Here is a 25,222-nt window from a genome sequence, read left to right on the forward strand (position 1 = left end):
GAGGAATATATGGCAAACAGATTACAAAACGAAAAATCTCCGTATTTGCTCCAGCACAAGGACAATCCCGTGGACTGGTATCCGTGGAGTGCAGAGGCGTTTGAAGCCGCAGGGCATGAAGACAAGCCTGTCTTCCTCAGTATCGGCTACTCCACTTGCCACTGGTGTCATGTGATGGCGCACGAATCCTTTGAAGATACTGAGATTGCAGAAATCCTGAAAGATTTTATCTGTATCAAGGTGGACCGTGAAGAACGCCCCGATATCGACGCCGTATATATGGACGTCTGTCAGGCGCTCACCGGCTCCGGTGGATGGCCGCTAACAATTCTGATGACGCCGGAGCAGAAGCCGTTTTTCGCAGGAACCTATTTCCCGAAGAAAGGTCGGCGCGGACAGCCGGGATTGACCGAGCTATTAAAACAGGCGAAATCTCTTTGGGACCACGACCGCGAAAGGCTCATAGACGCCGGAAATCAGATCACAGAGGTACTCTTAAAGAACAAAAAGTACGATTCTATTGATCCTGAGAAATCAATGCTAACCGAGGCATATGAGTTTCTCCGGAAAAACTTTGATCCCGACTTTGGCGGGTTCGGAGATGCTCCGAAGTTTCCGACGCCCCACAATCTTTTGTTTTTACTCCGATATTATAGGTGTGAGAAAAAATCAAACGCCCTGCGAATGGTGGAGAAAACCCTTGACGCCATGGCAAAAGGGGGGATTTTCGATCATATCGGCGGTGGTTTTTCCCGCTATTCGACCGATGAAAAATGGCTGATTCCGCACTTTGAGAAGATGCTCTACGACAACGCGCTTTTGATCCCTGCCTATCTGGAGGCATATCAGATCACAAAGAAGGAATGCTATGCGGAAGTTGCACGGCGAACGGGAGACTACATCCTGCGTGAATTGACGGATCCGGAGGGCGGCTTTTACTGCGGACAGGACGCCGACAGCGACGGTGAGGAGGGAAAATATTATACCCTTGCGCCGAATGAAATCGAAAGTGTTTTGGGACAAGAAAAGGGCGCGGAATTCTGCCGCCTGTACGGAATCACTGATAGAGGCAACTTTGAAGAAAAAAGCATTCCGAACAGGATTGGGCAGAAAGCGGAAGGCTGGCGGATGGGCTCCCCGGAGTTTGAAATGCTCTATGAATACCGAAAACAGAGGGTTGCGCTTCACAAGGACGATAAGATTCTGCTTTCATGGAACGCATGGACGATCATCGCGCTTGCCCGAGCGGGTTCAATCCTTCACGACGATCGCTATTCGTCGGCAGCGTCGGCAGCGCAGCGTTTTATTGAAGAAAGTATGACCGACGAACACAACCGGCTGTTCCACAGATTTCGGGACGGCGAGGCCGCACACGCAGGACAGCTGGACGATTACGCGGTTTATGCGCTGGCACTTTTAGAACTATATCGCACAACCTTAGACGCAAATTATCTAAAACAGGCGATACTTCGCGCAGGGCAAATGACCGACCTGTTTGAAGACGAAACAAACGGCGGGTATTTTCTTGGCGCCCGTGACGCAGAAAGACTCATCGCACGCCCGAAGGAGCTGTACGATGGCGCAATCCCTTCGGGGAATTCTGTCGCTGCCGTGGTTCTAGGGCACATTGCCTCCTTGACGGGAGATATGCTGTGGCAGGAACGATCAGACAGGCAACTTCGCTTTATTTCCGGTCAGATCCGCGATTATCCCGCCGGATACTCGTTTTCCATGCTTGCAGTTGCGGATTCTCTGTACCCGCATCGGGAACTGGTCTGTGCGGGGGAAAAACCACCTGAGGAATTAACGGAATACTTTCGAAAGAACCCGGCGGACGATATCAGCGTAATCTTCAAATCGGAAGAAAACGAATCACTTCTTGCCGAAATCGCCCCCTTTACCCTGAATTATCCTCTGCCGGCGCAAGCCGTACTTTATTATCTTTGCGAAAACGGCACCTGCCGTGCACCAGTCGATGATTTTGAAAAGCTACCTTTGGGTGTAAATGCAAATTGAGACCGTCCCAAATTACCCGGGCGGTCTCAAGTGGTTTACTGATTCGAAGTATATTTGCAAGATAATCAAAGAAAAACGGAGAAAAAAGAACAGGGTCGTCAATACGACGACCCTGTTCTTGGTGCGCGAGGCGGGACTTGAACCCGCACGTCCGTAATGGACACTAGAACCTGAATCTAGCGAGTCTGCCAATTCCACCACTCGCGCACGTCTATATGCAGTTAAAACGCTTCACAAAAATAAGGACAAAGTAAAATCCCGAAAAATGGATCCCGCCGCCTGCGACGGGATCCGTCTTCTGGGATGGTGCGCGAGGCGGGACTTGAACCCGCACGTCCGTAATGGACACTAGAACCTGAATCTAGCGAGTCTGCCAATTCCACCACTCGCGCATATTTGGATTGGGCAGGGAAATGGTGCGGCTGACGGGATTTGAACCCACACGTCGATTCGGACACCAGCACCTCAAGCTGGCCTGTCTACCAGTTCCAGCACAGCCGCAAATGCGTATTCCCTAGAAAAGACTGCTTGATTATTATAGCCAGAACCGGCACAGATGTCAACAGCATTTTTCTGTTTTCCCGAAAAAATTTCCTTTCAAACACTGGACTTATATACGGCTCGGACAGTGTACCCGACTCGGGAAAAGTGGTATCGGGCGTTGCCTGCCGTCCAAGGCGCAGGAGAGCAGCGGTATTGTGAAGATGAACTGCAGAAAAAATCAATACTGGAAAAACCGGAGAAATGAACGGTGCCGTTTATTTCATTTCTCCGGTTTTTATGTGAGAACACCCGAAAAAAACCAACGTAAGCACAGAAAATGGAACAGCTTTATATATGGGATGGGCCTGTGCGCTTTTGCGCGACGACGTCCTTGGCGGCCCGAACAATATCTGGGGCGGTCAAGTGAAAGCGTTTCATCAGGTAATCCATCTTGCCGACTTCGCCGAAGCAGTCCTGGAAGCCGATCCTCCGCATCGGGACAGGACACTGCTCTGAGAGAACCTCGGAAACTGCAGAACCCAGCCCATTGATCACGCTGTGGTTTTCCGCTGTGACAACAGCGCCCGTTTTGCCGGCGGCGGCAACGACCGCCTCTTTGTCCAGCGGCTTGATGGTGTGAATATTGACAATCTCTGCGGAAATGCCATCGGCAGCCAGTATTTCATAGGCATCCAGAGCCTCTTTGACCAGAATACCCGTGCAGAAAATGGCAACGTCTTCGCCGTGTTTAAGGGGATAGGCTTTGCCGAGCGTCAGCTTCACACCGTCGTCATACACATGCTCCGCCTTTTTGCGGAACAGGCGGACATAGCAGGGTCCGTTGTGCTCTTTAATTTGAGGAAGCAGTGCACGGACAGAGGCACAGTCCACGAACTCCACCACAGTGTTGCCGGGAATGGATCGCATCAGCGCAATGTCCTCTGTCGGCATATGTGTACCCCCATTGAGCTCGGAGGATATGCCAGGATCAGTTCCGACAATTTTAACGTTTAAACCGGCATAAGCATTGCTCAGCACGGCTTGGTCATAGCATCTTCTGGTGGCAAATGTTGCAAAGGTCGCAGGAAACGGAATGAATCCCTCCAGGGAAAGACCTGCGGCAATTCCAATCATGTTTGCTTCGGCGATGCCCACATCAAAGGTGCGGTCCGGAAATCGCTCCTGAAAAGGAAGCGTTCCATTTGCCCTCATCAAATCTGCATCCAGTACAACAACTCGGGGATCCTGTTCAGCCAGATGGATCAGCGTTTCGGTAAAGACCGCTCTCATTTCTTGACTCTCCTGCATTTATGTATCCTCCTCGTTGAGTGTTTCAATCGCAGCCAGAGCCATTTCTGGCGTGACATTCATGCTGTGAGAAGCGAGCTTTCCCTCTGAAAATGCCGCGCCCTTTCCCTTAATCGTGTGCAGCAAAATCATGACGGGCTTATGCTCAACCCGCTGTGCCTGCTGGATTGTCTCATAAATTTTTTCGCAGTCGTGACCGTCCACCTCAAATACCTGCCAGCCAAAGGCGGTCCATTTATCCGCCAGCGGGGAGAGAGAGTTGATATCCTCCACCATGCCGTCAAGCTGCATGTGATTATAGTCCGTAAAGCCAATCAGGTGGTCAAGCTTACGGCTGGCAGCGTACATGGCGGCTTCCCAAATCTGACCCTCCTGTTGCTCACCGTCGCCGAGAATCACATATACATTGCTGGGGCTTTTCTTCAGCTGGAGGCCCAGCGCGATGCCCACGGCCTGGGAGAGGCCCTGCCCCAAAGAGCCGGTTGTCATATCGATGCCCGGCGTTTTCAGGCGGTCACAGTGGCTTGGAAAGTTTGTGCCGGGCTGGTTCAGCGTGTCGCACAGCTCCATGGGATAAAATCCCCTCAGGGCAAGGGCTGCATAGAGGGCGGGGCCGGCGTGCCCTTTCGAGAGAACGAGTCGGTCTCGATCCTCCCACTTTGGGTTTTGCGGATCCACGTGCATCACAGCGAAATAGAGCACTGCGAGAAGATCTGCAATAGAAAGGCTTCCGCCGATATGACCGACACCCAGCGTACCAATCATATGCAGGATACCAATTCGGATTTGTTTTGCTGTTTCCTTCAAGTTCTCCATTCAAACACCCACCCTTTCACTATTTTCATCCCGGAGCGCTTCCAGATATAAAATCGCATGGAGAAGACGCTCTTTTGTAACAACAAAAGGCTCATTGAGAAGAATGGAGATGTTCCCGAGGCCGAACTCCAATGCCGCGTCGAGCTTCTCCGCAACATGATCCGTAATGCCCAAATCACCCAGTGTCAGCGGCAGCCCCACATCTCTGCAGAAGTTATAGACCGCGCGAAATTCGGATTCTGGACGATCTTCCAGAACCAACTCGACAAGGGCGCCGTACCCTACCATCTCCCCATGGAGCATCCTTGCCGTCTCCGGCAGCGTATGCAGCGCCATTTCAATGCCGTGGGCGATTGCGCAGGAGGTGTTCTCAAAGCCAAGTCCGCTGAGAAGGGTGTTTGCCTCGGCGATATCTTCAAACGCCTCTGTATCAATCTGTTTTTTTGCGGCAAGAACTGCGCTGCGTCCCTTCTCCAGGATCAGGTCAAAGGCCAGCTTTGACGCCGCCATTGACAGGCGCGTCATCCGATAGCCGCGGTCAAGAATACCAACACCCACATTGATTTGGTTGCTGCACTCGGCCACTGCGCGGGCTTCAATATACGTTGCCAGCGCGTCTCCAAGCCCGGCTACCAGCATACGGACGGGAGAACGGACCGCAATCGCTGTATCGACAATCACAAACTCCGGATTGCAGCGCTGACGGAGCAGATAAGTGGTGCGATCCGGCTGGGAGACAATGGAGTGGCAGCTGGTGGGAGCATCGGTGGACAAAGAGGTTGGACAGATAAAACGCGCCGCATGGCCAAGGTATCCAACAGCCTTGGCCGTATCGCAGGTTTTTCCGCCGCCTAAACCGATGACAACCTCCAGCCGATTGTCTTTCACGATGGCGGCAAGGCGGTGAATCTCCTCGTCTGTACAGTCGCCGCGGAAGGACTCACAGAAGGCGGTCATTCCCGCCGCCGCAAACATGGCTTCAAATTTTTGACTGTATGTTTCAAAAAAGAAAGGGTCAATGATGATCAGGCAGGAAGTGCCATAAACCTGAACATATTTTACCAGATGGTCCAATTCATTTGGTCCTTGGGCATAACGACTTGGGGCGCCGAAAGCCCGTGTATAACACGCCGCGCCATGTGGCATTGCAGGTTCCTCCTATATGTAAGGATGTAGGCAATCATCTGCCGTAATAGGCGCTGTCAATGACTGCCGCGATGGAATCCGGATTCATTTTGATGGGGTTGGATGCTGTCGGCCCCATCAGGGAATTCTCCGCCAGGATCCGGCGATCCTTCTGATAAGTCTTCTCATCCAGGCCCATCTCACGAATGGTCCTTGGGATGTGCAGACGATCGTTTAGCTGTTCCACAGCACAGACAAAATCGCTGCAGCAGGAAAGACGGGCAAGCCGCTCCAGTTTCCTTGCAACGGAGGGATCCTGCCGATTGTAAGAGAGAACATACGGAAGCAGGATTGCGTTGGTCAGGCCGTGGCTGAAGTTGTAATACCCTCCCAATGCATGCGCAATGCCGTGAACCATGGTCAGGCCTGCGTTTGTAAAGGCAAGGCCTGCAAGACACTGGAAATTGTGCATTTTCTCGCGGGCCTCTTCGGTTTTCTCGGCATAGGAAACCGGAAGCCATTCCAGAATGCCGAGAATGGCGCCCACGGCCAAAACTGCGTCAAAGTCATCACAGTCGGTCCTCAGATATGCCTCAACAGCGTGCGTCAACGCGTCCATGCCGGTTTCCACCACAATATTATCCGGCAAAGACATCGTCAATTCGCAGTCGAGAATGGCAATGTCCGGTTTGTTTGCCATACAGTTGATGGGAATTTTAAGGCCACGTTCCGGATCCGTGATGACGGATGTTTTGGTGACCTCAGAAGCTGTACCCGAGGTGGAGGGGATCGCAATAAGACGGACGCGCTTGCGGCGGTCAGGGAGTTTGCCGACAGGGAGATGGTCAAACTGCAGATCCGGATTCTCATAAAAGAGGATCATAGCCTTGGCTGCGTCAATCGCAGAGCCGCCACCCAATGCGATCACCGTATCCGGAACAAAAGCTTTCATGGCGGAAAGCCCCTGCTCCACCTCGTGGATGGTTGGATTCTTGCCAATCCCCTCGTGGAGCAAAACCGCTTTGCCGTCAAGATAGGTGCTAATCCGGCCGAGGGTACCATTCCTGCGCATGGAGCCGCCGCCGGTGACTACCATAAAGCGCTCGCCGGAAAGGGTTTTCAGCACCGACAAAGAACCCTTTCCTGTAATGATTTCGGCAGGTGCAAAATTTAAACTGCGCATGGTTTTAATGCCTCCCTTTTTCACAGTATCATCCTCTGATGAGGTTGGGCAGGAAGGTCGCAACGGCAGGAAAATAGGTGGTGATGATCAAAACAACAACTGCGCCCAGGAAGAAGGGAATCAGATCCTTGATGATTTCATCAATGCTCAGGCCCGAAATTCTGCATGCGACAAACAGATTTCCGGCCATGGGCGGCGTGATAAAGCCAATCTCCAGATTCAGCAGCATAATGGAGGCGAAGTGGGTGGTATTCACGCCGTAGGCTTCGGCCATGGGAATCAGGACCGGACCCAAAATCAGGATAGATGCGTTGGAGTCCATAAAAATTCCAACAATGATAAGAAGAATGTTGACAATAACCAGGAACATCCATCTGGAATTTGTGATTCCCATCATAAATTCGGTCAGATAGGAGGGAATGCGGGTCATGGTAATCATACGGCCGGCGATAGCCGAAAAGGCAATGATCATACAGATGCTGGCGCTGGAGAGGGCGGAATTTGAGATCATGCGAGTGAGCGGGGTCTGTGGCCTCTGCTTGTAAACCAAGGGAATGAGGAAGAAGCCGGCAATTAGCCCATAGAGCACAGAGACGCCGCCGGCCTCCGTCGGTGTGAAGATGCCGCCGTAGATGCCGTAAAAAATGATCACGGGCATCAGAAGGGCCAGAAGGGAGTCCTTGGTTGCCCTGCTGATTCCGGTGATATAGGTATTGAAACAGAAGGGCTCCTGCGTTTTTTCCTCGTGGCGGCCATGGCGCCAGAAGTTAATCAGGCAGAACACAATGGTAATCAAAATGCCGGGCCCCACCGTACACAGCCAAACCTCCATCAGATTGTCGCCGGACATCATGGCATATACGATGCCGGGGATGCTGGGGGGAATCAAAATGCCAAGAAAACCGGCGGAGGCAATCAGTGCAGTGCTGTATTGCCGGGAATAGCCGGCGCGCTCCATCTCGGGAAGCATCATGCCACAAATGGTGGAAACCGTCGCCAGAGAGGAACCGGTCAGGGTTCCGAACAGGGCGGAGGTTACCACGGCAACCGCTCCAAGCGACCCACGGAAGCGCCCAATAAAGGAATTCACAAAATCCACAATCCGCTTTGAAATGCCGCAAGCGCCCATAATATCGCCGGCAAGAACAAATGCCGGGATGGCAAGATATGTAAAGGAATTCAGACCGGAATAGAGGGCGGGAGCGATGCTTGCGGTATGGAGTCCTGCGACAAAATATGTTGCCACAGCAGAGATGCCCATGCTGAAGGACACCGGAACGCGGATAAACGCCAGAAGGAAGAAAATCAACAGAAAAATGTACAGAAATCTCATTGTTCGCAATCCTCCTCCTTCTTCCTTCCCTGGGCTGCAACAATATAGGCAGATTCAATGAAATGGAACAGGTAGTGAATTCCCATGAGCGCCAGTGCAACGGAAATTGTTGAAGTTACCCAGAAAAGCGGATACTCCAGCGCAATTGAAATCTGCCCCTGATGCTTTAAATCCAGCGTATATGTCCACATAAAGTAGGTGATGACGATGGAAAACAAAACGCCAATCAAACTGGCAGCCACATCGAACGCATGAGTCAGAAGGACTTCCTGGTGCCGGCGCCCCTTTGAGATCCGTTTGATGACAGAGGCCAGAAGATTGATTTCAACATTGCTCCTGGTCTTCACGCAAGCTGCACCACCAAAAAAGCTGGAAATTAGAAAAAAGGTGCGGGTTAATTCCTCCGTCCAGGCAAGCGGCGTAGTCAGGCAAAAGCGCACGAAGACCTGCACAACAATGAGGGCGAGCATGGCGCAGAAGGTAGCACTTGTCAGAAAATCCTCCATTTTAAACAATATGGCGCTGGTTTTTTGAACACCCTTAATAAATTTGGATTCCCCCATCACATTCCCTCCATATTCAGAATCATTTTGCGGGTTTGTCTCCGCTTCACTAATCGAAAACTGAAAGAGAGCCACCGGCTCCTCCACAAAATTGCCGCAGAACTTCAATACAGCCTTGAACCAGAATAGCAGAAGAACCTTGGCAGGGGCATTTGCGGAGTGAGCTGGTGGCTCACCGCCGTTTCCCTATCATGCGGCATTCTGAAATGCCGATAATAGATTAGGTCAGTTCACTGAGAATGCGCTCCATGGCGGCAGGCGTGAATTTATCCGTGATGGAAGTGTCGTTCCAAATCTCCATGGCGACCTCTTTGAATTTGGCCTGCAGTGCCTCGGAGGGCTCGGAGATCTCGCAGCCGGCATCCTCCATCATCGCGTAGGCATCCTCAATATAAGCCAGAGTTGCTTCCTGCCCCTTGAGGGTATACTCATCAAAGAGATTGTCCAACAGCTCTTGTTGCTCGGCGGTCAGCGTCTCAAAGACTGTTTTGGAACCAACCAAGGCCATGCCGGTCTGTGCGTGGTTGGTCTTGGTGATATACTTGTTAAAATCCTGGAAATTATAAGAGGTGGTGACACATGGGCCGTTATCCTGACCATCGATGACCTGCTGCTGCAAAGCAGAGGCAACCTCGGTAATGGCCATGGCGGTTGGCTGGCAGCCGAGAGCCTCAAAGAATTTGACGTACATCTGATTTTCAGGAACCCGGAGCTTCAAGCCGACCATATCCTCTGGATTGACAACGGCATGCTTGGAGTTGGTCAGGCCACGGAAGTCACACTCAAAGACACTGCCGCAGAGCTTAATGCCATAGCTGTCCAGCGTTTCTGCCAGCATTTCCCCCATCCAACCATAGAAGTAGATATCTTCCTGCTCCTGAACGTCTTTAAATAAGTAGGGCAGATTCAGATAGCCGATTTCTGGAATTGCACCTGTCATTCCCATATCGGAGATCATGGCAAATGCAAGGCTGCCGTTCATCAGAGCCTCCGTCATTTCGCGGTCGGATCCCATGACGCCGTTGAGATCGAGAACGATTTCAATGGTGCCGTTGGACTGCTCGGCAACCGCATCGGCAAAGCCATGCAGCACATCCCACATGGGGTGTGTGGAGGCAATGCTTCCGGCCAGGTGAAGTTCAACGGGGGGCGGGGTTTCGTCGGCCCGCTCTGTGGACTGCTCGCCGCCACAGCCTGCAAGCGTACAAGCCATCATGGCGGCTGCGAGCATTACGCATAAGATCTTTTTCATAAGTCCTCCTCATAAATAATGTATTTTTCAATAAAGGACAAAGACTGCCCTTTTATTGGCCTATCAGGCAAAGTGCAAACCAGCTGAGTGATAAAATGTTTAATGTCACCAAAATTAGCTGATTATCAAGCGAACCTTTTATTTACTATGCCGCATCCAACAAACTTATACATATACACACAACCGGATTACGAAATCTAATTGGCTTTATTCTGAAGAGCACATACCAACCAGAGATGCGGGTATGGAAAGAAGCGGAGCGGCTGACCAATATGTCAGCCGCTCCGCTTCTTATTGAAATTAGCATGCAAATACAATCGGATCATTTGCGTTCTGCCGTCTATGGGGAGATCGGATTTGCCTGATGGAAAAGCAGAAATCTGCGGCAAATAAAAATAGCATTTCACGCTATTTTTACGGCATATGGCTGCTTTGCAGCTGTGCCCGAAATTTTATCCGCGCCACGGAGTGGTGCATGGCATTTGATTGCAGAACAATAAAAAAATTCCCTCTCCAAAGAAGACCCTTTAGAGAGGGAGAAGTACCGCTCAGCGGTTTTTCATAGGAATATAGGAACGATGCTCTTCCACGCACTCGTAGCGGGGACGAATCAACTTCCCGCCGGCAGTCAGCTCTTCCATCCGGTGGGCACTCCAACCGGAAATACGGGCCACGGCGAACAAGGGCGTATACAGTTCCATGGGAAGTCCCAGCATTTCATAAACAAAGCCGCTGTAAAAATCGATGTTGGTGGACAGTGCGTCCTTATGACGCCGCTCCATCAGCAGGGCCTTTCCAATTTTCTCCACATTGGTGTAGAGATCCATTTCCCGATCCAATCCCTTTTCGGCGGCCAAATGGTGCACATAATCCCGGAAAACCTCGCACCGGGGATCTGTTTTGGTGTACACAGCGTGGCCAAGGCCATAGATCAAGCCGCTGTTGTCAAATGCTTTACCATCCAAAATAGATGTCAGATAGGTGCGGATGGCATTTTCATCCTGCCAGTCCTTTACATGGGTTTTAATATCATCCATCATGGCCATTACCTTGCTGTTGGCGCCGCCGTGGCGGGGGCCTTTCAGAGAGGACATGGCTGCCGCGATGGCAGAATAGGTATCGGTGCCGGAGGAGGTAACCACGTGATTGGTAAAGGTGGAATTGTTGCCGCCGCCATTATCCGCATGGAGAACCAGCGCCACATCCAGTGTGCGGGCCTCCAGCTCGGTATAGCTGCGATCCTCCCGCAGCATCCGCAAAAAGTTCTCCGCTGTAGACAGCTCCGGCTGAGGCACATGAATGAATAAGCTCTCACCCTGGCTGTAGCGATAGGCCTGATAGGCGTAAATGGCCAGAACCGGCATATTGCTCATCAGCTGCAGACATTGCCGGAGGACGTTTTCCAGACTGATGTCATTGGGCTTGTCATCATAGCAAAACAGCGTCAGAATACCGCGCTGCATGGTGTTCATCAAATCCTTCGGGGGGGCTTTCATGATAACATCCCGGAAGAAGTTGGTGGGCAAAGTCCGATAGGAGGCCAGCTGAACACAAAAATCCCGCAGCTGCTCCTCTGTAGGAAGCTCGCCGAACAGCAGAAGATATGCTGCTTCCTCAAAGGCAAATCGGCCGCGCCCGGCAGAGCCGGTGACCAAATTCCGGCAATCAATTCCCCGGTAATACAAAACGCCGTCCGTGGGCGTGATTTTCTCTCCGGACATGCCCTCCGTCACATGATAGGACTGAATTTCCGCCACGCGGGTCAGCCCCGTCAGCACGCCTCGGCCATCCTCATCCCGGAGCCCCCGCTTGACATTATACTCTTTATACAGCTTGGGATCGATGTAGTTCTTTTTCTCCCATTGCTCCTTCAGGGCCATAATGGCAGGGGTAATTTCACAATAGGCGTTTTCACGGTTTTCTTTCCAAATCATAGTAGGACAGGCTCCTTTCAGCGGCGTGCGAAGATTCTATTTGCAATATTAACATGACTATCTTTCATTTTCAAGTAAAAAATGGCTAAAAACAAAAAAGATATTCATGTTTTTGCATGAAAGAAAAACACAACTTGCATTTTTGGAAATGGAATTTGTTAAAAATGACGCCACTCCCTTTGGAATGACGCCATTTTTTTGAGGATATTTGTGATTTGTGACAAAATGAAGCCTATAGCTGCGCCAACGTTTCACCGATGGGGTCGGTGATCACCAAATTGGCGGCCAGATCCTGCACGACGGCAGTTTTATTGATAAGCACCAATTTATGCCCACGGTAGTAGTGAATCATCCCCGCTGCCGGATAGACATTTAACGAAGTACCTCCGATGATAAGGATGTCTGCCTCGGAAATGAAGCGCACCGCGTCACTCAGCGTCTGCGGATCCAGCCCCTCTTCATATAGCACCACATCTGGCTTCACAATTCCACCGCAGTCACAGTGAGGGACACCATCCGTGTGCAGCATAAAGTCAAAGCCATAAAATTTACCGCACCGCTCGCAGTAGTTGCGGTGGACGCTGCCATGAAGCTCCAGTACATTTTTGCTGCCTGCCGCCTGGTGGAGCCCATCGATGTTCTGGGTGATCACGGCCTTCAGCTTGCCCTCCTGTTCCCATTGGGCAAGCTTTTTGTGGGCGGCGTTGGGCTGCGCTCCCGGTACCAGCAGCTTGGCGTGGTAAAAACGGAAAAATTCAGTGGGGTTGCTTTCGTAGAATGTATGGCTTAAAATTGTCTCAGGCGGATACTTCCACTCCTGGTGGTATAGCCCATTGGTACTGCGGAAATCCGGAATACCGGATTCCGTACTCACACCGGCACCGCCGAAGAAGACGATGTTATCACTGCTGTCCACAAGCTCTTTTAAATTTTTAGCCGCATCCGTCATAAAAGGACCTCCTTAAGTCCAAAAATTCAATGGAGTGTCAGTTGAACATGCGCGGACGCCTCTGCCGGGCTGGTGTTTGCTCTGACAGCTGGCTGCCGCACGAAGTGGATCATTTTTGCAAAAGGAGAAAAACATGAACATTCAGATTTTCGGAACCTCCAAGTCCTTCGATTCCAAAAAGGCGGAACGCTGGTTCAAAGAGCGGCGCATCAAGTATCAGTATATTGATTTGCCGTCAAAGGGATTATCTCTCCGGGAGTACCAGTCCGTCAAGCAAAAAGTTGGATTTGCGGCCTTGGTGAACACAAAATGCCGGGCCTATGAGGACCTGTATATGGCCTATATCGCGCCGGACGCCCAGGAGGAAAAGCTGCTGGAGCATCCGGAATTATTTGCCGCGCCCATCGTGCGCAATGGGAAGGAGGCAACAGTCGGCTACCGCCCGGAGGTATGGGAAACCTGGGAATGAGTGCCGGGGTGCATGTGTGCATTTTGCCGCGGAACTTTAAAATGAAAAATGAATGAAATACTGCCTGCCTGATCGAAAAGCAAGGTGCAGAAATCATTTCTTTTTTGTGCATACTATGGTAAAATCACGGGAAAGCGAAAGAGGGGGGATGGCGGATGCAGGGACTTGACGGGCAACTGCCGAAAAACCGGCTGCTACGTGGAATTTATCTGATGGTACAGCGGTATCTGCGGCATAACGTGGGAATGCAGAGCGCGGCGCTGGCGTTTTACCTGCTGTTTACCATTTTCCCCTTTTTGATTTTTATCAGCGCCCTGCTGGGTTTGCTGCAGCTGGATGTGGCCGCCATTCTGACGGGACTGGGGGAGTTGCTGCCCAAAGAGGTGGTGGACTTTGCGGAGATGTATCTCACCTATGTGGGAGAGAATTCCACCCTGCAGCTGCTGCTGTTCGGTTTGTTCTTTTCCATTTATTTTCCTATGCGGGCGACCAACGCACTGATGCGGTCTGTACGGACTGCCTATCACCTGGGGCCGCCACGGGGGCCGATTCGCCATATGTTGAAGACACTGCTCTATACCGTGATGCTGATTGTGGCCATCGCGATGACACTGACGCTGATGACCATTGGAGAGCGGGTTCTGGGCTATGCCGTGACGCACTTCCACCTGCCTGGTGTTGCGGCGGATCTGTGGAGTCAGCTGCGTTTCCCTGTGGCGGCAGTGGTGGCCCATTTTGCACTGTTTCTGCTGTACGCCCTGGCACAGGACAGCCGCCAGCCATGGCGGAATATCTGGCCGGGGACGCTGGTGTCCTTGGTAGCGTGGATGATTTTGTCATTTCTGTACTCCTTTTATGTGGAAAATTTTGCCCATTACTCGGTACTGTACGGATCCATCGGCACGGTGATCGTGCTACTAATCTGGCTGTATATGACCGCAATGACACTTATCATGGGGGCGGAGCTGAATGGAACGCTGATTTCCCTGCGCAAGGACGGCGCCGGGACAGAGACCTGAATGAAATTGCCCAGGGAGCCGGTTGGCTCCCTTTTTCTGTGCTGACGGAACGCAAACATGAATTGTTTTTGAATAATCGGGACCGTTTCTTTACTTTGCTGGTAAAATCCTCTAAAATACACATATTATGAAAACAGTAAACAGAAAGGATGACTCGTTTTGATGGAAGAGAAACTGCAGGAATACGCCCGGCTGCTGATCCAGGTGGGCCTGAATGTTCAAAAGGGGCAGACGCTGGTAATCTCCTCCCCGGTGGAGTGCGCATTCTTCGCCAGAATGTGCGCGCAGGAGGCCTATGACATCGGCTGTCGGGAAGTGGTCATGAACTGGCATGACGATGCGCTGGGCCGAATGAAATACCTCCATGCGGAGGACGCCGTGTTTGACACGGTGCCCCTGTGGCGGCGGCACTTTTTCAATGACTATGCCCAGGAGGGCGCGGCATATCTGGCTATTTCCGCCGCTGACCCGGAGAATCTAAAGGGCGTGGACGGCAAGCGGATTGTTCGTGCCCAGCAGGCCAGCGGAAAGGCCCTGAAGGAGTTTGACCGCCTGCAGATGTGCGGCGGCTTCCCATGGTGCATCGCCTCGATTCCCATTCCAAGCTGGGCAAAAACCGTGTTCCCGGACGCAGCAGAGGACGAGGCCATGGAAAAGCTGTGGGACGCGATTTTCAAGGCTGTCCGCATCAGCGGCGACGGGACCTGCGTGGAGAAGTGGCATGCGCACATCGCTACGTTGGCCGAGCGACTGGAGAAGATGAATGAGCTGAACTTTAAGTCCCTTCATTATACAAACTCCCTTGGCACGGACCTTGTGGTGGAACTGCCGGAGGGGCATGTCTGGGAGGCGGGCAACGACGTTACCTTGTCCGGGCAGCCGTATATTGCGAACATTCCCACGGAGGAGCTGTTTACCTCCCCGCTGAAAACCGGCGTCAACGGCATGGTCTACTCTGCACTGCCGCTGGTGCACGACGGCAATATCATTGACCGCTTCCATTTTGTGGTGAAGGACGGAAAAATTATAGAGGCCCATGCGGAAAAGGGGGAAGAAACCCTGAAGGGCGCTATTGCCGTGGACGAGGGAGCAAGCTTCTTTGGCGAGGTGGCGCTGGTGCCTTATGACAGCCCCATTTCCAACCAGAAAATCTTGTTCTACAACACGCTGTTTGACGAGAACGCCGCCTGCCACATCGCCTTCGGCGAGGCCTATCCCTGTCTGAAGGGAGGCCAGCAGATGACGAAGGAGGAGCTGAAGGCCCGGGGACTTAACGACTCCATCACCCATGTGGACTTCATGGTGGGAACACCGGACCTCTCCATTGTGGGAACCACCCACGACGGAAGGGAAATCCCTGTGTTCGTGAATGGCAACTTTGCCAAGGAAATTTGAACAGAAAGAGAAGGAGCATCTCAATCATGAACTATCAGAAAAAAGAGACCGGCGCCGAGGTGATGATTGCGGACGGCGCCGTGGTGGTGGGTGATGTGACGCTTGGAAATGGCGTGAATGTCTGGTACAATGCCGTCATCCGCGGCGATGACGGCCCCATTACCGTGGGGGAAAATACCAATATTCAGGACAATGCGGTCCTACACGAGGAGACCCATGTGGGAGCGGGCTGCACCGTCGGCCACAGTGCCATCGTCCACGGCTGCACTGTGGGCGACAATACGCTCATCGGCATGGGGGCCGTTGTGTTCAACGGTGCAAAAATCGGCAGGAATTGTATTGTGGGAGCCGGGGCTCTGGTTACCGGCAAGATGGACGCTCCGGATGGAAGCATGATTCTGGGGAACCCAGCCAAGGTGATTCGAACTTTAACAGACGCTGAGATCGAGAGCAACCGGGAAGCATGCCAATTTTATCTGGATCGGACAAAAGACTACCAAAACCAATAAGGCCATTTCCCGGACGCCTTCTTGAAAAAGCGTCAAAGCGCCGAAAGAAATCTCTATTTCAGAGGCGCTTTCAGAGGATTTCCCACTTGTAAGGGACTCGCCATACGGATATACTGGCTTCCGAAGCAAACATCCAAGGAAAACGTTTTTCTTGAAAGAAAAGGAGCCAATATCCTCATGACATTGCAGCCTTCCGCACAGACCCGCCGGGTCTTCCGCCTGTCCCTGCCCATTTTTGCAGAACTGCTGCTGCAGCTGCTGGTGGGCAACATGGACCAGTTTATGATCAGCCACTTTGGATCCGCTGCCGTAGCAGCCATTGGCAACGGCAACCAAGTGATGAATGTGGTTATCATTGTGCTGGACACCATGAGCACAGCCACTACCATTCTGATGACGCAGACACTGGGAGCCAAGAAGGGGGAGGATGCTTGCAATGAGGTGGCTACGGTAGGTGTGGCTATCAGTGCTTTTTTCAGCCTGTCCATGGGGTTGGTGCTGCTGTGTGCCCCCCAAGCAATTTTCAGCCTGCTGCGGACTCCAGAGGAGGCTTTTGCAGGCGCTTGCCTGTACACCCGCATCGTAGGCGGCGCCGTATTGATTCAGGGACTTTACATGGAACTCTGTGCTATCTTGCGTAGCTATACGCTGCTGAAAGAGGTGGTGTGCGTTTCCGTGGTGATGAACCTGCTGAATGTTGCGGGAAACGCCATTCTCATCAACGGCTGGCTGGGGATGCCGCGGATGGGAATCGCGGGCGCCGCCGCCTCTACCTGTATCTCCAAGGCTGTTGGGTTGACCATGGTGATCTGGACACTGTGGAAAAAGTGCAGTGTGCAGCTCTCTCTGCGGTATCTGCTGCCCTTTCCGGCAAAAACCTGTCGGCGGCTGCTGGGGATTGCCATGCCCTCTGGCGGGGAGGCGCTGTCCTACAATGTGTCTCAAATTGTGATCCTGCGGTTTATCAATCTGATGGGGACGACGGTGATTGCCACCAAGGTGTACGCCAGCATGCTGGCCAACGTGGCGTATGTATACTCCATCGCCGTGGCACAGGCCACCCAGATTATCATTGGCTATATGCTGGGCGCCCGCCGGCTGGATGAGGTCAGCCGCCGCATCTGGTCCACCATCCGCATTGCTCTTGTGGCTGCAGAACTGCTGACACTGGCGATTTTTGTCCTCTGCGATCCCATTTACAGCATTTTTACCCAGGATCCCGCCATTCACACATTGGGACGCCAGATTGTGCTGGTGGAGTTCATCCTGGAGATTGGCCGCTCTGTCAATATTGTGATGGTCCGCGGACTGACCACCGCCGGAGACGTGTGGTTCCCGGTGATGGTTGGAATTTTCAGCATGTGGCTGGTGGCGGTATTTGGCGGCTGGCTGCTGGGCAGTGCCCTGGAACTGGGACTCATTGGCATTTGGATAGCCATGGCCTGTGACGAGTGCCTGCGGGGAATCCTCTTTGTGCGCCGTTTTCAACGCGGTGAATGGCAAAAAAAACGCCTGGTAGAATAAGCGCCGCGTTCAGCCGGCGCGGAAAGTGATTTTTATGGAATGGAATAAACAGAATGTGAAATACATCCTGCTGGTGGTATGCGGCGGTATTGCCTTTTACTGCGCGCTGACCCACCTGGCTGCGGTTGTCTATGCCTTGGGGTGGGTATTGGGAATCCTGGCACCCTTCCTGCTGGGCGGAGCCATTGCCTTTATCTTAAATGTTCCCATGCGGGCCATTGAGCGCCACCTGTTTCAAAAGGAGCGGACGATGGAGCGCTGCCGCCGCCCCTTGGCGCTGCTTTTGACGCTGCTGGCTGTCATCGTCGTGCTGTCATTGGCATCCTGTGTCATCGGCCCCGGCGTGGTGGAGGCCGTTGGGACGGTTGGAAACCAGATTCCCGTGGCGCTTAACCGGCTGCAGGCCCAACTGCTGAAACTGCAGGAATATTGGCCCCAGCTGGAAGATCTGATAGGAGAGCTGCGAATTGATTGGCAGAGTCTTTCCAAGAGTATCATTGACCTGGCACAGAGCTGGGGCGGCAGCCTTCTTAGCTCCGGCGGAGGACTGGTGGGCGGCGTGGTCAGCGGTGTGGGCACCTTTGTCATTGGTCTGATTTTTTCCTTCTACCTCCTGATACAGAAGGAAAAGCTGAGCCGCCAGGGCCGGCAGGTGCTCTATGCCCTGCTGCCGGAGCGGCGGGCGGACCGGACCCTGGATATTTTGCGGCTGGCTGGCCGGACCTTTTCCAGCTTTCTTTCCGGGCAGTGCCTGGAGGCCTGCATCCTGGGCACCTTGTTTGTGGTGTCCATGACGTTGTTTCGGATGCCATATGCCCTTCTGGTGGGTGTTCTGATTGCCCTAACGGCCCTGATTCCCATTGTGGGCGCGTTCATCGGCTGCGGTGTGGGCGCACTGCTCATTGCCGTTACAGACCCCTGGAAGGCCCTGGTGTTTATTGTACTGTTTCTGGTGCTCCAGCAGATCGAGGGGAACCTGATTTATCCCCACGTAGTGGGCTCCTCTGTTGGGCTACCGTCCATCTGGGTGCTGGTGGCTGTCACACTGGGCGGCAAGCTCATGGGCATTACTGGTATGCTGTTTTTTATTCCCCTGTGCTCGGTGTTGTACGCCCTGTTCCGGGACTATGTGAAAATGCGTCTGCAAATCAGCGCCGTACCGGCGCAAAAGTGGCAGGATGCACCGCTTTCCATAAAGAAAAAATAGCGCGCATAAGCCTCCGGAAAAATTTTCCGGAGGCTTTTTGCAAAATGAGTTGACAACTTTTCTTGTCAGTGCTATGTTATATATGACAATGATAGTTGTCAATCTGACAGATAAAATTGTCGGAAGGGAGGCGGTTTCGTGCCTTTGTACAACCGATTGAAGGAACACCGTGCCCGGCTGGGAGTCAACCAGCAGGAGATGGGGGCGATGGCGGGGGTGTCCCGCCAGACCATCAGCCAGATTGAGCGGGGGGATTACTCCCCGTCGGTGACGCTGGCGCTGAAACTGGCAAGAATCTGCGGCGTGGCGGTGGAGGATATTTTCACCTATGAGGAGGAACGTGAACATGGAGAACAGTAATGTGAAAAAAGAGAACCGGAAGGCGCTGCCGAAGTTCTTTCTGGTTATTCTGGTCAGCGGTATTTTCGGCGGCGTGGCTGGATTTTTAAGCGGCGTAGCCGGAGCTTCCAGCCTGCCAGAGGCCGTTACCGCGGGGGTGAGGCATCTGCTGGCGGCGATTGTGCCCTGGGGCATTCCGGTGGGCAGCCTGGTGCTGCTGGGCGGCGGCTGGGTGCTGTACCGGAGGGCCAGGAGTTTGGCCCGGGACTGGGCCGGCGGGGATGAGGCCGCGGCAGATAAGGCCGATGTGCTTCTGGACTGGGTTTCACTGCTGAGCAGCCTGACGCTGATCCTGGATTTCTTCTTTCTGGCGGCGGGGGGCACGGGAAGCGATGGAACGCTGAAGCCCCTGTTCGTTGTTGCTGCTTTCATTTTCTCCTGCGTGGCGGTGACGCTGCTGCAGCAGAAGGCAGTGGATCTCACCAAGACGCTGAATCCCGAGAAGCGGGGCAGCGTCTACGACATGAAATTTCAGAAGAAGTGGTTTGAAAGCTGCGACGAGGCGGAAAAGGCCCAGATTGGTCAGGCCTCCTACAAGGCCTACCGGGCTGCAAACACGGCCTGCATCGCTCTGTGGCTGGCGCTGATTCTGCTGGATTATGCCTTTGACTTTGGACTGCTGCCGATTTTTGTGGTGCTGCTGATCTGGAGCGTTTTGTTGGTGACCTATACCCTGGAATGCATTCACCTGGATCGCGGGAAGTGTAGAACTGGCACGGACGGCCCCCAATAAGGGAAACTTGTAGTTAATACCATTCTCTCAGGAAAAGGGAAAGGCTACGGCATAAAGGCGGCCCGCTTGCAAGCGGGGCGCCTTTATGGTATTCTGATGCTGTTCTGAAACGAGGTGGAGCATGGACCTTTCACAGAAAAAACTGTTTCTTCTGGATCTGGATGGCACCATTTATTTGGAAGATTCTTTGCTGCCTGGCGCGGCGGAGCTGCTGTCGTGGGTACGGAAGAACGGCGGTATGTATCGGTTCCTGACAAACAATTCCTCCCGTGGCGTGGATGCGGGGCTGGAAAAGATGCACCGGCTTGGAATCCCGGCGGAGCGGAGCGATTTCCTCACTGCCGTGGAAGCCACGATCCATTACCTGCGGCAAAGGTGCAGCCCGGATGCCGTCTATTATACAGTGGGGACGGAATCTTTTTGCTGGCAGCTGTCGAACGCCGGCTTTGCAATTCGAAAGACCCCGGATGACGATGTGACGGCGGTGCTGGTGGGCTTTGACACCTCGCTGACCTACGAAAAGATAGAAGGCGCTTGCCGACTTCTGGCGCGGGGCGTGGAGTTCCTGGCTACCAATCCGGATCTGGTTTGTCCGACCCTGTTCGGATTTCTTCCGGACTGCGGATCGATTTGCCAGCTGCTGGTAAATGCCTGCGGCCGGAAACCGACCTTCATCGGAAAACCGGATCCCACGATGATCCATCTGGCACTGGAGCAGACCGGCTGGGCACCGCTGCAGACGCTGATAGTGGGGGACCGGCTGTATACCGATATTGCCTGCGGCGTGAATGCCGGAGTAGATACGGCGCTGGTGCTCACCGGAGAGGCTACGGCCGCAGATGCCGCTACCTCCAATACGCCGCCCACAGCTGTGTATCAGGACTGCGCGGCATTGCTGAAGGCCCTTCGAAGAGCGACTGGGGTGGAATAAGCACACACATCCAAACAAATTTTACCGCCTGTTATGGCAGCACCCAATTTCACACAGACTAGAGAGGAAAACCGGTTCCTGTTGCTCCAGATATAAGGAGGCGTTCATTTGAAAAAAACAGACAAAATGGAACAAAAGCGCGCCCGTGAACGGGAGAAAAAGAGTTTCCGCCAAGCAATGGCCAAGGAGCTGAGGGAGCACAAAAGCTCCTTTATCGTCTTTTACACCCTGCGGCTTCTGGTGATGGTTGTGCTGGTGCGTCAGCTGTTCCTGCACAGCTATGAGAGTGCCTTCTTCTGCGTGCTGACACTTTTGCTGCTTTATGTGCCAAGCTGGCTTCAGGTACGGCTGCGGATTGAACTGCCGCCTCCCCTGGAGATTACCATTCTCTTTTTCATCTTTGCGGCGGAAATCCTGGGAGAGGTCAATGCCTTTTATGTGGTGATCCCCGGCTGGGACACCATGCTCCACACCATTAACGGTTTTTTGGCGGCCGCCGTGGGCTTCTCTATGGTGATGCTGCTCAACGATGACGAGCGACTGACCTTTGACCTGTCTCCCTTTTTCTTAGCGCTGATGGCGTTCTGCTTTTCCATGACCATCGGCGTACTGTGGGAATTTTTTGAATTTGGCATGGATTTCTTTTTCCACACGGACATGCAGAAGGATACGGTCATCAATGCCCTTTACACAGTGGCTATGGACACGACCCGATCCAATCGGGTGGTGGGTGTTACAGGCATTCAGGATGTTTTGATAAACGGGGAGCCTCTGGGCCTTGGCGGCTATCTGGACATTGGCCTGATTGACACCATGAAGGATTTGTTCGTGAACTTTATTGGTGCGGTGGTATTTTCCGTCACTGGCTTCTTCTATGCGAAAAGCAAGGGGAAAAAGAGAACTGCCGCCCAGAGTTTTGTGCCCAGCAAAAAGACAGAGGAGACGGACTATTTAAAGCAGGCCATGGATGAGAACTGCTCGAAGAATCAAGAGCCTCCAAATCCAAGCTGAACCGATAAAAAAGCAGCGGCGAAAGCCGCTGCTTTTTTATCGTGACTTCAGCGCGATGGCCTCGATTTCGCAGAGAACGCCCTTGGGCAGTTCCTTCACCGCCACACAACTGCGGGCGGGTTTAGAGGTGAAGAACTTGGCATATACCTCGTTAAAAGCGGCAAAATCACCCATGTCCGCCAGAAAACAGGTGGTTTTGATCACATGCTCATAGGTGACGTCGGCGGCAGTTAGAATGGCACCTACATTTTTGCAGCTCTGATCCGCTTGGGCAGCGATTCCCTCCGGTATGGCACCAGTGGCCGGGTCCACTGGAATCTGGCCGGAAGTAAAAATCAAGTCTCCGGCAATCCAGCCCTGAGAATAGGGACCGATGGCATCAGGGGCGCTGGCGGTGGCAATCACAGTCTTGTGCATTGGAAAAACCTCCTCATATTAGTTGTGTTCATCATATCACAGGCAAGGAAAAAGTCAATTGATGCCGCTTGTGAAAATGACCAAATTGTGGTAAACTATTCCTATAGTTATACCATGCCGCACGAGAACTTTAAGCAGCGTAAAGGAGAATCAAACGTGGAGAGCTTCAAGCAGGTATTGACGGAGGATAGTTATTTTCGGCAGGAGGAACTCATTTTTGCAGACTGCAACTGTCATCAGCGGGCCCGGGTGTCAGCCCTTTTGAGCAAAGCGGCATCCTACGCCGGGTATGACTATGATGCCCGGGGCCTGACCCATGACAAGCTGTATGCGATGCGGGAGGTATTCCTCCTTTCACGGATTGCCCTGCAGATTCACCGCTGTCCGGTCGCCGGAGAAGTTCTGGATATTACCACTTGGGAAAACGGCGCCAGAGGCGCCCACATGCAGCGAGTCTATGAGATGGCCGACCAAGCAGGACAGGTATGTGTCAGCGTGAAAAGTGACTGGATTTTGGTGGATCCGGAGACGCGGCGTATTATGCGGCCGGACTGCTTTACGGTAAAAAAACTCAGCGTTTGCCCCAAGCATATCGACTGTCCGGAACCTCGGAAAATTATCCTGCCCAAGGAGGGACTGGAGGATTGGGGGATCCGAACGGTACGGTGGTCGGATTTGGACGGCAACGGACATCTGTACAGCGGCCGCTACGGTGATATTGCGTGGGATGCGCTGCCTTCGGATCTGCAGGATCGGACGCCAAGGGAATTCTATATCAACTACAGCCATGAGGCCACGCTTGGACAGGAGCTTCAGCTGATGGGAATCCGGGAAGCGGACGGCTGCCGGATGGAGGGATTGGGCCCTCAGGGGACGTGCTTTACCTGTGAATGCGTGTTTTAAAGAATCAAAAGCCGGAGAGCGCATTGCGCTCTCCGGCTTCTTCCCTGGATGAAAAAATATTATACGACGCCCCGCCGCCTGATCCAATGGCCCAAAGCGGAGAAAAAAACCATCAGTAAAAAGGAGGCGCAGTACGCGGAAAATACTGAAGAACTCCAGTTGGCCAGTGCAAAGCCAATGCCGATGAACGGCAAGTAGAACATCTGCGTCCAGATTCCGGCCGCATTCATCCAGTAGGCGTGAAGAATCACTTCCTGAATGCCCAGCAACAGCAGTGTCACAAAGGCGGGGAGATTCAGAAGGATCAGTCCCAGCCATCTGCCGCCAGAGCAGCGGCATACACACCAGGCCAGCAAGCCCCACAGAAACAGGGAAACCGCACAGACTAACCAAAACGGCATGGGAAAATCCGTTTGGTAAAAGATTGTCCACAGGCTCCAGTCCAGAAGCCTGCCCAGAAAAAAGGGCAGACACCCCAAAAGAAGCGGCAGCCATTTCATGATGGGCCTCCTTTCCAGATGCAGAATGGGCGGCTCTTCCTGGAACGTCCGGCTTTCCCGGGAAAAACAAATCAGAATCCGAACAGCATGGAACGGTTGATGTCGGCAAGTGTGTGGGCACCGCACATGGCCATGGTATCGCTGAGCTCTGCCTTCAGCTTCTCCACGTATACCTTGACGCCCTCAGCTCCGCCGCCGTAGACCATATTCACGAAGGGACGGCCGATCAGAACTGCATCGGCGCCAAGAGCCAGTGCCTTGAACACATCCATGCCGGTACGGATGCCGCCATCTACAAAAATGGCCATTTTGCCGCCCACCGCATCCACGATGGCGGGCAAAACCTCTGCCGTAGCAGGGCACTGATCCAGCACTCGGCCGCCGTGATTGGACACCACAATGCCGCTGGCTCCAGCTTCAAGCGCTTTCTTTGCGCCTGCCACAGTCATGATACCCTTGAGAATAAAGGGCTTTTTTGCCCAAGCGGTAATCTGCTTCAGCTCCGCCACGGTCTTGCTGCCCGCAGGAGGCTGCATGTTCTTCAAAAAAGGCAGACCCGCCGCATCGATGTCCATGGCGATGGCGATGGGATCGGCGGTATTCACCAACGCCATTTTCTGTTCAATCAGTTCCATATTCCAAGGCTTTACTGTGGGCACGCCGCAGCCGTTATTTTTCGCCATTGCCGCCACAGCCCCCTCCATCACGGCGGGATTCACGCCATCGCCGGTGAAAGCGGCAATGCCGGCCTGGGCGCAGGCGGCAACCAGAATATCATTATAGGTCGGGTCATCGTACTTATCGCCGTAGTGCAGCGTCATCGCGCCCACAGGGGCGGCGAACACGGGCAGATCCACCCGCTTGCCGAAAAAGTCATAGGAAGTATCCACAGGCTTGTTTTCGCAAATAGTGTCCATATTGACGCACAGCTCCTGCCACTTCTGATAGTTGCGAATAAAGCCGGTACCGATACCCTTGGCACCGGGGCCAGGCACTGTGTTTTTGCAGGCCAGGCCGTTGCAGGTAGGGCAGGACTTGCAGTAGGGACCCATGGCACCCCGGGCGTTTTCCAAAACTTCCTGATAAGTCATTTGATCTTCCCCTTTAATTATGTGATGATTCGCAGATACAGACCAGAAAACGATTATCTAAAATAATTGTACTGCGAACGGTCTGGAAAAGCAACCATATTGGAAAAAAGTTTCATTTTTTACACGCAAAGACGGAACCTTTCCACAGTACT

Annotated in this window: 24 protein-coding genes and 3 tRNA genes; 12 read left to right on the forward strand and 15 right to left on the reverse strand. The window is 53.0% G+C overall.

All coding sequences use genetic code 11. The features are described from left to right. Nucleotides 1-9 precede the first annotated feature (9 nt). Nucleotides 10-2,016 (forward strand): thioredoxin domain-containing protein, encoded by a 2,007-nt coding sequence (locus BMZ81_RS04610; RefSeq protein ID WP_091129195.1) that lies wholly within the window; start codon nt 10-12, stop codon nt 2,014-2,016. 119 nt (nt 2,017-2,135) lie between these two features. Here the strand turns inward: BMZ81_RS04610 and BMZ81_RS04615 are convergent. From BMZ81_RS04615 to BMZ81_RS04670, 12 genes are all read right to left on the reverse strand, one after another. Continuing rightward, nucleotides 2,136-2,223, reverse strand: a tRNA-Leu gene (locus tag BMZ81_RS04615). A 97-nt stretch (nt 2,224-2,320) separates the two neighbouring features. Next, nucleotides 2,321-2,408: transfer RNA gene (locus tag BMZ81_RS04620), tRNA-Leu, on the reverse strand. A gap of 22 nt (nt 2,409-2,430) precedes the next feature. After that, nucleotides 2,431-2,517: transfer RNA gene (locus tag BMZ81_RS04625), tRNA-Leu, on the reverse strand. A gap of 330 nt (nt 2,518-2,847) precedes the next feature. Continuing rightward, on the reverse strand, nt 2,848-3,807 hold the full coding sequence (locus BMZ81_RS04630; RefSeq protein ID WP_091129198.1) for a transketolase family protein: 960 nt from the start codon (nt 3,805-3,807) through the stop codon (nt 2,848-2,850). Next, nucleotides 3,808-4,623: a transketolase gene (locus BMZ81_RS04635; RefSeq protein WP_091129201.1), complete on the reverse strand. Its 816-nt coding sequence runs from the start codon at nt 4,621-4,623 to the stop codon at nt 3,808-3,810. After that, nucleotides 4,624-5,769 carry a glycerol dehydrogenase gene (locus BMZ81_RS04640; protein WP_091129202.1) on the reverse strand — a complete coding sequence of 382 codons (1,146 nt, stop codon included), beginning with the start codon at nt 5,767-5,769 and terminating at the stop codon, nt 4,624-4,626. Nucleotides 5,770-5,803: 34 nt separating this feature from the next. Continuing rightward, a complete protein-coding gene (locus BMZ81_RS04645) occupies nt 5,804-6,931 on the reverse strand; it encodes an iron-containing alcohol dehydrogenase (RefSeq protein ID WP_091129205.1) in 1,128 nt (375 codons plus the stop codon). Nucleotides 6,932-6,959: 28 nt separating this feature from the next. Then, nucleotides 6,960-8,264, reverse strand: a complete 1,305-nt coding sequence (locus BMZ81_RS04650) for a TRAP transporter large permease (protein ID WP_091129208.1) — start codon at nt 8,262-8,264, stop codon at nt 6,960-6,962. After that, nucleotides 8,261-8,902, reverse strand: a complete 642-nt coding sequence (locus BMZ81_RS04655; RefSeq protein ID WP_177187201.1) for a TRAP transporter small permease — start codon at nt 8,900-8,902, stop codon at nt 8,261-8,263. The genes BMZ81_RS04650 and BMZ81_RS04655 overlap by 4 nt, the downstream gene beginning before the upstream one ends. 145 nt (nt 8,903-9,047) lie before the next feature. Then, a complete protein-coding gene (locus BMZ81_RS04660; protein ID WP_091129212.1) occupies nt 9,048-10,079 on the reverse strand; it encodes a TRAP transporter substrate-binding protein in 1,032 nt (343 codons plus the stop codon). 548 nt (nt 10,080-10,627) lie between these two features. Beyond that, nucleotides 10,628-12,013, reverse strand: a complete 1,386-nt coding sequence (locus BMZ81_RS04665) for a citrate/2-methylcitrate synthase (RefSeq protein ID WP_091129214.1) — start codon at nt 12,011-12,013, stop codon at nt 10,628-10,630. Nucleotides 12,014-12,245: 232 nt separating this feature from the next. Further along, entirely contained in the window at nt 12,246-12,962 is a 717-nt protein-coding gene (locus BMZ81_RS04670) for an NAD-dependent protein deacylase (protein WP_091129216.1), read from the reverse strand. 133 nt (nt 12,963-13,095) lie between these two features. On the opposite strand from BMZ81_RS04670, the gene BMZ81_RS04675 reads away from it, so the two are divergent. The 10 genes from BMZ81_RS04675 to BMZ81_RS04720 all read left to right on the forward strand — a co-directional run bounded on the left by BMZ81_RS04675 (nt 13,096) and on the right by BMZ81_RS04720 (nt 22,159). Then, on the forward strand, nt 13,096-13,431 hold the full coding sequence (locus tag BMZ81_RS04675; protein ID WP_091129218.1) for an arsenate reductase family protein: 336 nt from the start codon (nt 13,096-13,098) through the stop codon (nt 13,429-13,431). Nucleotides 13,432-13,586: 155 nt separating this feature from the next. Continuing rightward, complete coding sequence (locus BMZ81_RS04680) at nt 13,587-14,450, forward strand: YihY/virulence factor BrkB family protein (protein WP_091129221.1); 864 nt, start codon at nt 13,587-13,589, stop codon at nt 14,448-14,450. A gap of 162 nt (nt 14,451-14,612) precedes the next feature. Further along, a complete protein-coding gene (locus BMZ81_RS04685; protein ID WP_091129222.1) occupies nt 14,613-15,845 on the forward strand; it encodes an aminopeptidase in 1,233 nt (410 codons plus the stop codon). A 26-nt stretch (nt 15,846-15,871) separates the two neighbouring features. Next, nucleotides 15,872-16,354, forward strand: a complete 483-nt coding sequence (locus BMZ81_RS04690; RefSeq protein WP_091129225.1) for a gamma carbonic anhydrase family protein — start codon at nt 15,872-15,874, stop codon at nt 16,352-16,354. A gap of 177 nt (nt 16,355-16,531) precedes the next feature. Continuing rightward, nucleotides 16,532-17,878: an MATE family efflux transporter gene (locus tag BMZ81_RS04695; protein WP_091129227.1), complete on the forward strand. Its 1,347-nt coding sequence runs from the start codon at nt 16,532-16,534 to the stop codon at nt 17,876-17,878. Between the two features lie 34 nt (nt 17,879-17,912). Further along, nucleotides 17,913-19,085, forward strand: a complete 1,173-nt coding sequence (locus tag BMZ81_RS04700; RefSeq protein ID WP_091129229.1) for an AI-2E family transporter — start codon at nt 17,913-17,915, stop codon at nt 19,083-19,085. A 138-nt stretch (nt 19,086-19,223) separates the two neighbouring features. After that, nucleotides 19,224-19,445, forward strand: a complete 222-nt coding sequence (locus tag BMZ81_RS04705) for a helix-turn-helix transcriptional regulator (RefSeq protein ID WP_091129231.1) — start codon at nt 19,224-19,226, stop codon at nt 19,443-19,445. Then, complete coding sequence (locus BMZ81_RS04710) at nt 19,432-20,217, forward strand: DUF3169 family protein (RefSeq protein ID WP_177187202.1); 786 nt, start codon at nt 19,432-19,434, stop codon at nt 20,215-20,217. The genes BMZ81_RS04705 and BMZ81_RS04710 overlap by 14 nt, the downstream gene beginning before the upstream one ends. A gap of 121 nt (nt 20,218-20,338) precedes the next feature. Further along, nucleotides 20,339-21,148, forward strand: a complete 810-nt coding sequence (locus tag BMZ81_RS04715; RefSeq protein WP_091129236.1) for an HAD-IIA family hydrolase — start codon at nt 20,339-20,341, stop codon at nt 21,146-21,148. A 108-nt stretch (nt 21,149-21,256) separates the two neighbouring features. Beyond that, nucleotides 21,257-22,159 carry a DUF2238 domain-containing protein gene (locus BMZ81_RS04720; protein ID WP_347498050.1) on the forward strand — a complete coding sequence of 301 codons (903 nt, stop codon included), beginning with the start codon at nt 21,257-21,259 and terminating at the stop codon, nt 22,157-22,159. Nucleotides 22,160-22,195: 36 nt separating this feature from the next. Here the strand turns inward: BMZ81_RS04720 and BMZ81_RS04725 are convergent, their stop codons facing one another. Next, nucleotides 22,196-22,576, reverse strand: coding sequence for a RidA family protein (locus tag BMZ81_RS04725; RefSeq protein WP_091129238.1), 381 nt, complete (start codon nt 22,574-22,576; stop codon nt 22,196-22,198). 156 nt (nt 22,577-22,732) lie between these two features. On the opposite strand from BMZ81_RS04725, the gene BMZ81_RS04730 reads away from it, so the two are divergent. Further along, nucleotides 22,733-23,479, forward strand: a complete 747-nt coding sequence (locus BMZ81_RS04730) for an acyl-[acyl-carrier-protein] thioesterase (RefSeq protein WP_091129241.1) — start codon at nt 22,733-22,735, stop codon at nt 23,477-23,479. Nucleotides 23,480-23,538: 59 nt separating this feature from the next. On the opposite strand, the gene BMZ81_RS04735 is transcribed toward BMZ81_RS04730, so the two are convergent. Continuing rightward, nucleotides 23,539-23,979, reverse strand: a complete 441-nt coding sequence (locus BMZ81_RS04735; RefSeq protein WP_091129242.1) for a hypothetical protein — start codon at nt 23,977-23,979, stop codon at nt 23,539-23,541. A 71-nt stretch (nt 23,980-24,050) separates the two neighbouring features. Next, nucleotides 24,051-25,070, reverse strand: coding sequence for an alpha-hydroxy-acid oxidizing protein (locus BMZ81_RS04740; protein WP_091129244.1), 1,020 nt, complete (start codon nt 25,068-25,070; stop codon nt 24,051-24,053). Between the last annotated feature and the right edge of the window lie 152 nt (nt 25,071-25,222).

This window comes from Oscillibacter sp. PC13 (assembly GCF_900115635.1).
Taxonomy (GTDB): domain Bacteria; phylum Bacillota; class Clostridia; order Oscillospirales; family Oscillospiraceae; genus Oscillibacter.

Excerpts from the sequence above, each read along its gene's own strand:
- BMZ81_RS04635 (WP_091129201.1), bottom strand. The coding sequence starts at position 4,623 with ATGGAGAACTTGAAGGAAACAGCAAAACAAATCCGAATTGGTATCCTG.
- BMZ81_RS04645 (WP_091129205.1), bottom strand. The coding sequence starts at position 6,931 with ATGCGCAGTTTAAATTTTGCACCTGCCGAAATCATTACAGGAAAGGGT.
- BMZ81_RS04670 (WP_091129216.1), bottom strand. The coding sequence starts at position 12,962 with ATGACGGATGCGGCTAAAAATTTAAAAGAGCTTGTGGACAGCAGTGAT.
- BMZ81_RS04690 (WP_091129225.1), top strand. The coding sequence starts at position 15,872 with ATGAACTATCAGAAAAAAGAGACCGGCGCCGAGGTGATGATTGCGGAC.
- BMZ81_RS04715 (WP_091129236.1), top strand. The coding sequence starts at position 20,339 with ATGGACCTTTCACAGAAAAAACTGTTTCTTCTGGATCTGGATGGCACC.
- BMZ81_RS04740 (WP_091129244.1), bottom strand. The coding sequence starts at position 25,070 with ATGACTTATCAGGAAGTTTTGGAAAACGCCCGGGGTGCCATGGGTCCC.
- BMZ81_RS04735 (WP_091129242.1), bottom strand. The coding sequence starts at position 23,979 with ATGAAATGGCTGCCGCTTCTTTTGGGGTGTCTGCCCTTTTTTCTGGGC.
- BMZ81_RS04680 (WP_091129221.1), top strand. The coding sequence starts at position 13,587 with ATGCAGGGACTTGACGGGCAACTGCCGAAAAACCGGCTGCTACGTGGA.
- BMZ81_RS04710 (WP_177187202.1), top strand. The coding sequence starts at position 19,432 with ATGGAGAACAGTAATGTGAAAAAAGAGAACCGGAAGGCGCTGCCGAAG.
- BMZ81_RS04660 (WP_091129212.1), bottom strand. The coding sequence starts at position 10,079 with ATGAAAAAGATCTTATGCGTAATGCTCGCAGCCGCCATGATGGCTTGT.
- BMZ81_RS04630 (WP_091129198.1), bottom strand. The coding sequence starts at position 3,807 with ATGCAGGAGAGTCAAGAAATGAGAGCGGTCTTTACCGAAACGCTGATC.
- BMZ81_RS04695 (WP_091129227.1), top strand. The coding sequence starts at position 16,532 with ATGACATTGCAGCCTTCCGCACAGACCCGCCGGGTCTTCCGCCTGTCC.
- BMZ81_RS04685 (WP_091129222.1), top strand. The coding sequence starts at position 14,613 with ATGGAAGAGAAACTGCAGGAATACGCCCGGCTGCTGATCCAGGTGGGC.
- BMZ81_RS04700 (WP_091129229.1), top strand. The coding sequence starts at position 17,913 with ATGGAATGGAATAAACAGAATGTGAAATACATCCTGCTGGTGGTATGC.
- BMZ81_RS04640 (WP_091129202.1), bottom strand. The coding sequence starts at position 5,769 with ATGCCACATGGCGCGGCGTGTTATACACGGGCTTTCGGCGCCCCAAGT.
- BMZ81_RS04650 (WP_091129208.1), bottom strand. The coding sequence starts at position 8,264 with ATGAGATTTCTGTACATTTTTCTGTTGATTTTCTTCCTTCTGGCGTTT.
- BMZ81_RS04725 (WP_091129238.1), bottom strand. The coding sequence starts at position 22,576 with ATGCACAAGACTGTGATTGCCACCGCCAGCGCCCCTGATGCCATCGGT.
- BMZ81_RS04665 (WP_091129214.1), bottom strand. The coding sequence starts at position 12,013 with ATGATTTGGAAAGAAAACCGTGAAAACGCCTATTGTGAAATTACCCCT.
- BMZ81_RS04675 (WP_091129218.1), top strand. The coding sequence starts at position 13,096 with ATGAACATTCAGATTTTCGGAACCTCCAAGTCCTTCGATTCCAAAAAG.
- BMZ81_RS04610 (WP_091129195.1), top strand. The coding sequence starts at position 10 with ATGGCAAACAGATTACAAAACGAAAAATCTCCGTATTTGCTCCAGCAC.